Source organism: Methylibium sp., assembly GCF_013817365.1.
Classification (GTDB): domain Bacteria; phylum Pseudomonadota; class Gammaproteobacteria; order Burkholderiales; family Burkholderiaceae_C; genus Methylibium.
Genome location: NZ_JACDCU010000178.1, coordinates 1 through 7571, shown reverse-complemented (window position 1 = coordinate 7571; position 7571 = coordinate 1). Strand labels below are relative to the sequence as shown.

8 protein-coding genes are annotated in these 7571 nt (G+C 69.3%); 5 read left to right on the top strand and 3 right to left on the bottom strand.

What is annotated here, in order from left to right; translation table 11 throughout:
* The 3 genes from H0W38_RS11885 to H0W38_RS11875 form a co-directional block, all read right to left on the bottom strand.
* Positions 1-443 (bottom strand): rhodanese-like domain-containing protein (locus tag H0W38_RS11885; protein ID WP_292454208.1); only part of this gene is annotated, 443 nt, incomplete at its 3' end.
* Positions 440-1345, bottom strand: coding sequence for a DMT family transporter (locus H0W38_RS11880; protein ID WP_292454206.1), 906 nt, complete (start codon positions 1343-1345; stop codon positions 440-442). The genes H0W38_RS11885 and H0W38_RS11880, both read right to left, overlap by 4 nt.
* A gap of 68 nt (positions 1346-1413) precedes the next feature.
* Positions 1414-2595, bottom strand: a complete 1182-nt coding sequence (locus H0W38_RS11875; RefSeq protein ID WP_292454204.1) for an aromatic ring-hydroxylating dioxygenase subunit alpha — start codon at positions 2593-2595, stop codon at positions 1414-1416.
* A 305-nt stretch (positions 2596-2900) separates the two neighbouring features.
* Here H0W38_RS11875 and xseB point away from each other — a divergent pair, with 305 nt between their 5' ends.
* From xseB to H0W38_RS11850, 5 genes are all read left to right on the top strand, one after another.
* A complete protein-coding gene (gene xseB / locus H0W38_RS11870; RefSeq protein WP_292454202.1) occupies positions 2901-3122 on the top strand; it encodes an exodeoxyribonuclease VII small subunit in 222 nt (73 codons plus the stop codon).
* Complete coding sequence (locus H0W38_RS11865; RefSeq protein WP_292454201.1) at positions 3119-4018, top strand: polyprenyl synthetase family protein; 900 nt, start codon at positions 3119-3121, stop codon at positions 4016-4018. The genes xseB and H0W38_RS11865 overlap by 4 nt, the downstream gene beginning before the upstream one ends.
* Positions 4019-4025: 7 nt before the next feature.
* A complete protein-coding gene (dxs, locus tag H0W38_RS11860) occupies positions 4026-5936 on the top strand; it encodes a 1-deoxy-D-xylulose-5-phosphate synthase (protein WP_292454200.1) in 1911 nt (636 codons plus the stop codon).
* Between the two features lie 88 nt (positions 5937-6024).
* A complete protein-coding gene (locus H0W38_RS11855; RefSeq protein WP_292454199.1) occupies positions 6025-6927 on the top strand; it encodes a phytanoyl-CoA dioxygenase family protein in 903 nt (300 codons plus the stop codon).
* Positions 6928-6958: 31 nt separating this feature from the next.
* Positions 6959-7531 carry a DNA-3-methyladenine glycosylase gene (locus tag H0W38_RS11850; protein WP_292454197.1) on the top strand — a complete coding sequence of 191 codons (573 nt, stop codon included), beginning with the start codon at positions 6959-6961 and terminating at the stop codon, positions 7529-7531.
* Positions 7532-7571 lie beyond the last annotated feature (40 nt).

Here is a 7571-nt window from a genome sequence, read left to right as displayed (position 1 = left end):
GGCACGTCCTGGCCGAGCGCGCCGCCTGCCGCGACCCAGGCGGGCAGACCACCGTCGAGCACCGCGACTTCGCGGTGGCCCAGCCAGCGCAGCATCCACCAGGCGCGCGCCGCGAATATCGCGTCTTGGCGGTCGTACGCCACCACGGCCGTCGCGGGCGTCACGCCCAGCCGGCACAGGGTCGCGGCGAAGGCCTCGCGCGGGGGCAGCGGATGCCGGCCGCGAGAGCGCCCGTCGGCGGGCGGTGTGTGATCTGCCAGGTCGCGGTCGAGGTGCAGGTAGTGAGCGCCGGGCAGATGCCCTTGCCCATAGCTGCGCTCGCCGGCGCCGGGATCGGCGAGATCGAACGAGCAGTCGAGCAGCAGGGGCCGAAGCTCGGCGTCGTCGCCCGACAGGCGCTCGGCCAGTGCGGGCGCGCTGATCAGGGGGTAAGGCAGGGTCATGGGGGTCGGGTCTCGGTAGGGGCTGAGTTCACGAGCGGGGGGCTCACCGTAGCGCGCAGACGCGTGGCGGTGAGCCCGGCGGCGACCACCATCGCGATGCCGGCCAGCGCGATCGGCGTGACCGGGTCGTCGAACAGCAGCACGCCGAACAGGAAAGAGTAGGCGATGCCCAGATATTGCAGGCTCGCGTTGACGAGTGCCCGGCCTCGCGTGTAGGCACGCGTCATGAGCAGCTGCGCAGCGGTCGCGAATACGCCGACGGCCAACAGCAAGGCTCCACCGCCGACGCTGTGGCTCGTGTGCAATCCGGCAAAAGGCAACGTGAGGGCCAGCCCTGCCGCCATGCTGCCGAGCGAAAAGTAGAAGACCACCCGGGTCTCCGGCTCTCCGATGCGCCCGAGCGCCGAAACCTGCAGGTAGGCCATCGCCGCCAGCATGCCCGACACCAGGCCGACCAGGCCATGGACGAGCTGATCGCGCTCGATGGTCGGCCGCAGGATCAGCGCGACACCGATGAAGCCGATCACCACCGTTGCGATCAGGCGCCGGTCGACGCGCTCCGTGCCCAGCCGCAGCGCCGCGCCGATGAGGAACAGCGCCATCCATACCGAGGACATGTAGTTGAGCGTCATCGCGGTGGCCAAGGGCAGGCCGCCGATCGCGTAGAACCACAGGCTCAGCGAGCTGACGCCGCAGGCGCTGCGCCACAGGTGCATGCCGGGCACCGGCGTGCTCAGCGAGGTGCCTGCATGGCGCATCAGCACGGCCATGGTGAGTGCGCCGACCAGGCCGCGGTAGAACACGATCTCGCCGGTCGGGTAATGCGCCGAAGCGAACTTGACGCACACGCCCATCAGCGCGAACAGCAGCGTGGCCAGCGCCATCATGAGCGGCGCGGGCATCGGCTTTCGCATGCGCCCGCTTGCCGATGGCGCGTTCGCCCTGGCTCCCCGGGGCGGGTGCTCGGCGCTCAGGGACGGACGGCCTGCATGCGCCGCCGATACCACTCGTGGAAGTGCTGCATGCCGTCTTCCATCGGGCTCTGGTAGGGGCCGACCTCGTCGTCGCCGCGCCGCCACAGGGCTTCGCGGCCGGCGTCCATGCGCAGCGCGATTTCGTCGTCCTCGATGCAGGTCTCCATGTAGGCGGCCTGCTGGGCCTCGACGAACTCACGCTCGAATGCCACGATCTCCTCGGGGTAGAAGAACTCCACCAGGTTGAGCGTCTTGCGCGGCCCGCGCGGGTAGAGCGTGGAAACCACGAGCACATGCGGGTACCACTCGAGCATCACGGTCGGGTGGTACGTCAGCCAGATCGCGCCGTGCCGCGGCGGCACCCCGTCGTGGGCGTCGCGGCGGTGGTTGAGCAGCACTTCGTGCCACTGCTTGTAGACATCCGAGCCCGGCTTGCCGAGCGCTTCGCCGGCGTGGTGGGCGATGCCCACGGTCTGCAGCGAGAACTCGGGCCCCATCTGCCAGCGCAGGTCGTCGGTGGCGACGAAGTTGCCCAGGCCCGGGTGGAAAGGCCCGACGTGGTAGTCCTCGAGGTAGACCTCGATGAAGCTCTTCCAGTTGTAGTGGCACTCGTGCAGGTGCACGCGGTCGAGCACGTAGCCGGAGAAATCGAGTTCGGCGGGCAGATGCAGGCGGGCCAGGTCGGCTGCCACGTCGCGACCGTGCGGCCTAGCCTCGGCCTGCGCGCCACCCTGCGCCGCGGAGGGCGCTTCGAACAGCAGGCCGTTCCACTGCTGCACCGGGTAGTTGCGCAGGTGCAGGCAGGGGTCATCGGGGAAATGCGGTGCGCCGACCAGCCGGCCCGAGAGGTCGTAGGTCCAGCGGTGCAGCGGGCACACGATGTTGCTGCGGGTATTGCCGCGCCCGCGCAGCATCACCGCCTGCCGATGCCGGCAGACGTTGGAGATCAGCTCGATGCCGTCAGGCGTGCGCACCAGCGCGCGGCCTTCGCCCTCTTGCAACAGCGCGTGGTGGTCGCCGACCTCCGGCACCGCCAGGGCGTGCCCCAGGTAGCGCGGGCCGGGCCTGATGATGAGCTCCTGCTCGCGCTGGTACGCGGCCTCGTCGAAATAGGCAGCGACGGCGGGCTGCGCGCGGCTGCGCTCCAGGGCTTCGCGGGTGATGCTCAGGTCGGACATGATCCGCAGGATCTCCTTCAAGGGACCGAGGGACTTCTGCAGGCGGCTTGCCGCTGTCCTGCACCGAAATCCGGCTCGGAGCGCGCGAGGCCAAGCCGTACAGCAGCATGGGCATGAATTCTAAAGGCGCCTGTTTTTCGCAGGGGCAGGCAGGGTCGGCTTGCGCGCCGCCCGCATTGGCTGGCCCCCCTTGCCGCGAAAGGAACGAGCCGCTTGTCATAAACGGCTCGCCGGAGCCGGTGGCCCGGCGAGCCGCTGACTACAATCTTCGATCCGCTCCATTCAACAGGGTCCAGCCCTTGCCCGTGACCGACCACACAGAGCCCGAGAGCTACGAGAGCGCTCTGTCCGAACTCGAACGCCTCGTCGCCGCCATGGAAGCCGGCCAGCTCCCGCTCGACCAACTGCTCGAAAGCTACAAGCGCGGCGCCGCCCTGCTCGCCTTTTGCCGCGGCCGGCTCGAGGCGGTCGAGCACCAGGTGCAGTTGCTGGAAAACGGGCAGTTGCAGCCTTGGAACGCGACATGAAACGCGACGAATTCGAAGGTTGGTCGCGCCGGCACTTGGCCGGTGTGGAGCGCGCACTCGAGCGCTGGGTGCCGGAGCATGCCCCGGCCGGCCTCGGCGTAGCTATGCGCTATGGCGTGCTCGACGGCGGTAAGCGCCTGCGGCCGCTGCTGGTGCTGGCTGCCGCCGAGGCGGTGAACGGCAGCGCGCAAGCCGCCATGCGCGCTGCTTGCGCGGTCGAGCTGATTCACGCCTATTCGCTCATTCACGACGACATGCCCTGCATGGACGACGATGTGCTGCGCCGCGGCAAGCCCACGGTGCACGTTAGGTTCGGCCAGGCTCAGGCCATGCTCGCCGGCGACGCAATGCAGGCGCTGGCCTTCGAGGTGCTCACGCCCGCCGGCCCCGACGGCGCGGCCGTGCCCCCCGCTCTTCAGGCACGCCTGTGCGGCCTGCTGGCGCGCGCCGCCGGCCAGGACGGCATGGCCGGCGGCCAGGCGATCGACCTGGCCAGCGTCGGCCGCGCGCTCGACGAACAGGCGCTCGGCGACATGCACCGCCGCAAGACCGGTGCCCTTTTGCAGACCAGCGTGCTCATGGGCGCGGCCTGCGGCGAGGTGCCGGCTCACGCCTGGGACGCCTTGTCCGACTACGGCTCGGCGATCGGCTTGGCCTTCCAGGTGGTCGACGACATCCTCGACGTGACCCAGGCATCGCACCTGCTGGGCAAGACCGCGGGCAAGGATGCCGCCAACAACAAACCCACGTATGTCACGGTGCTCGGCCTGGACGCGGCACAACGCCGCGCCGAAGATCTTTGCGGGCAGGCGCAAGACGCGCTGGCCCGCAGCGGTCTGCCCGGCGCCATGTGGCTGAGCGTGCTGGCCGACAAGGTGGTCGAGCGTGAATGCTGATGCTTCCATGAAGTCCTACCCGCTGCTCTCCACCATCGAAGCGCCGGCCGATCTGCGCGGCCTCTCGCGCACCGAACTCAAGCAACTGGCCGGCGAGCTGCGCGCGCACGTGCTGGCCAGCGTGTCGGCCACCGGCGGGCATTTGTCGAGCAACCTCGGCACTGTGGAGCTGACCATTGCGCTGCACCACGTGTTCGAGACGCCGCGCGACCGGCTCGTGTGGGACGTGGGCCACCAGACCTACCCGCACAAGATCCTCACCGGGCGGCGCGACCGCATGCCCAGCCTGCGGCAGCTCGGCGGCATCAGCGGCTTTCCGCGCCGCGCCGAGAGCGAGTACGACACCTTCGGTACGGCGCATTCGTCCACCTCGATCTCCGCCGTGCTGGGCATGGCGCTGGCGGCGCAGATCAAGGGCGAGTCGCGCCACGCGGTGGCGATCATCGGTGACGGCGCCATGACGGCGGGCATGGCCTTCGAGGCACTCAACAACGCCGGCATGCCGCACGCCGGCAAGGTGCCGGACCTGCTGGTGGTGCTCAACGACAACGACATGTCGATCAGCCCGCCGGTCGGCGCGCTCAACAAGTACCTGGCGCGCCTGATGAGCGGGCGCTTCTACGGCGCGGCGCGCGAAGGTGCGAAGACGGTGCTGAAGAACGCACCGCCGCTGTTCGAGCTGGCGCGCCGCTTCGAAGAGCACGCCAAGGGCATGGTCGTGCCGGGCACCATCTTCGAGGAGTTCGGCTTCAACTATGTCGGCCCGATCGACGGCCACGACCTCGACGCGCTCATTCCCACGCTGGAGAACCTGCGCGACAAGCCCGGCGCGCAGTTCCTGCACGTCGTCACCAAGAAGGGCTACGGCTACAAGCTCGCCGAAGCCGACCCGGTCAAGTACCACGGCCCCACGCCGTTCAATCCGGCGGAGGGCATCAAGAAGCCGGTCACGCCGCCCAAGACCACTTTCACCCAGGTGTTCGGCCAGTGGCTGTGCGACATGGCCGCCAAGGACCCGCGCCTCGTCGGCATCACGCCGGCCATGCGCGAGGGCTCGGGCATGGTCGAGTTCGAGAAGCGTTTCCCGGGCCGCTACTTCGACGTGGGCATCGCCGAACAGCACGCCGTGACCTTCGCCGCCGGCCTGGCGTGCGAGGGGCTCAAGCCCGTGGTCGCCATCTACTCGACCTTCCTGCAGCGCGGCTACGACCAGCTCATCCATGACGTGGCGATCCAGAACCTGCCGGTGGTGTTCGCTCTCGACCGCGCGGGCATCGTCGGTGCCGACGGCGCCACGCATGCGGGCGCCTACGACATCGCCTACCTGCGCTGCATCCCCAACTGCAGCCTGATCGCACCGGCCGACGAGAACGAATGCCGACAGGCGCTCACCGCCGCGTTCGAGCAGAACCATCCGGTGGCGGTGCGCTATCCGCGCGGCGCCGGTGCCGGTGCGGCCGCACAAAACGATCTCACCGCCTTGCCGTGGGGCAAGGGCGAGTTGCGGCGCGAGGCGGGCCGTGGCGGGCGGCGTATTGCCATCCTCGCCTTCGGCACCTTGCTGTACCCGGCGCTGGCCGCGGCCGAAAAGCTCGACGCCAGCGTGGCCAACATGCGCTTCGTCAAGCCGCTCGACACCGAACTGCTGCTCCAACTGGCCGGCAGCCACGATGCGCTGGTCACCGTGGAAGAGGGCTGCGTGCAGGGCGGCGCAGGCAGCGCGGTACTCGAGGCACTGCAGGCGGCAGGCGTGATGCTGCCGGTGCTCACGCTGGGTCTGCCCGACGAGTTCATCGAACACGGCGACCCGGCCAAGCTGCTGGCGATGCTGGGGCTCGATGCCATGGGCATCGAGCAGAGCATCCTCAAGCGCTTCGGCGCCAAGCTCGAAGTGGTGCGACCGGCGATCAACGGCTGATGCTTCGCCGGTGAAGCCGGACGCGGCAGCCGTTGCGAAGCAAGGCACCCGCGAGCCGGAACGGGGCCGTGAAAACTGCGGAGGTCGCATGCGCCAGCTCATCGACATCGTTTCCAACGAGAAGAGCTTCAAGCACCCGCTGATCGGCTCCCCGCGGCTCAATCGCCTGGGCCTGCACAGCGCCCGGGTGATCGGCGCGGACCTGTGCAGCCGCCTGCGGCGCATCGGCGCCGGGCGGGCGGCGTCGGATCTGCGGGCGCGGCTCTGGCGCGACGGCTTCCTGGTCATCGGCAACTTGCTGCCCGCCGCACTGCTCGAGCCGGCACGCTGCGAGTTTGCGCAGCGGCTCACCGAGCACGAAACCGAGATGCCGAGCCCGCGCGTGGCGAGCCGCGGCTTCGGCCGCCGCCTGCCCAACGACGGCGGGTTCGACCGTGCCGACGGCGGCAGCCTCAATCGCTTCATCACGCTCGACGGGCGGTGCCCGCTGTTGCTGGGCGCCTTTGCGGAGAACCTCGCCTTGCGCGGCCTGCTGCGTGCCTTGACCGGCGTGGCCGTGAAGCCCGATGCGTTCTCGCTTTATCAGCTGGTGCATGGCGACGAAACGGCCAACCCAGATCCACAGCGCCAATGGCACTGCGACACCTTCCACGACACCTTCAAGCTCTGGTATTTTTTCGAGCCAGTGACGGTGCATGACGGGCCGCTGCTCTACGCACCCGGCACACATCGAAGCGGCGGTGCGCGCCGGCGCTGGGAGCGGCACCAGGTCCTCGTGAACGGCGCGCGTTCCTCGGCTTTTCGTGTGGGGGTGGACGACCTCGCCCGCCTGAGCGGGGGCGAAGCACCGCAGGCAGTGCTCGCGCCGGCCAACAGCCTCGTGCTGGCCAACACGCGCGGCTTCCACTGCCGCGGACTGGCGCCGGAGGGCACGGTGCGCCAGGGCCTGTACGCCAATCTGCGACCGCACGCATTCGGGCTTCGGCCTTAGGCGCGTTTGGCCACCGTCTGATGGTCGCCTTGTGGCCGAAGCAGCGCCTCTGATCGATTTCTCCGCTTCCTCTGTCGAGGTGGCACGGCAACTGATCGGCGCTTGCGTACGGGTCAACGGCGTGGGCGGGCGCATCGTCGAGACGGAGGCCTACGACCGGGAAGATCCGGCCTCGCACACCTTCTCCGGTCCCACGCCGCGCAATGCCGCGATGTTCGGTCCGCCAGGGCATGCCTACGTGTACCGCTCCTACGGCATCCACTGGTGCCTGAATTTCGTGTGCCGGGAGGTGGGGCACGGCGCGGGCGTGCTGATTCGCGCGCTGGAGCCGATCGCCGGTCTGGACGTGATGCGCCAACGTCGCGGGGTGATCGACGAGCGGCTGCTGTGCGCCGGGCCTGGGCGGTTGTGCCAGGCGCTGGCCATCACGCGCGAGCACGACGGCCGGGCGCTCGATGCACCGCCTTTCGAGTTGCAGCCGGAGACGGCCCCAATTGCCGTGGTCGTCGGTCCGCGCATCGGGATTTCCAAGGCGATGGAGATGCCCTGGCGCTTCGGCCTCGCCGGCTCACGCTTCGTCAGCCGGCCGTTTCGCGCGGTGTAGCGACAGGTCGAGGCTGCACGGCCACGTTTCGGCTCGCGGG

Excerpts from the sequence above, each read along its gene's own strand:
- H0W38_RS11880 (WP_292454206.1), bottom strand. The coding sequence starts at position 1,345 with ATGCCCGCGCCGCTCATGATGGCGCTGGCCACGCTGCTGTTCGCGCTG.
- H0W38_RS11875 (WP_292454204.1), bottom strand. The coding sequence starts at position 2,595 with ATGTCCGACCTGAGCATCACCCGCGAAGCCCTGGAGCGCAGCCGCGCG.
- H0W38_RS11865 (WP_292454201.1), top strand. The coding sequence starts at position 3,119 with ATGAAACGCGACGAATTCGAAGGTTGGTCGCGCCGGCACTTGGCCGGT.
- dxs (WP_292454200.1), top strand. The coding sequence starts at position 4,026 with ATGAAGTCCTACCCGCTGCTCTCCACCATCGAAGCGCCGGCCGATCTG.
- H0W38_RS11855 (WP_292454199.1), top strand. The coding sequence starts at position 6,025 with ATGCGCCAGCTCATCGACATCGTTTCCAACGAGAAGAGCTTCAAGCAC.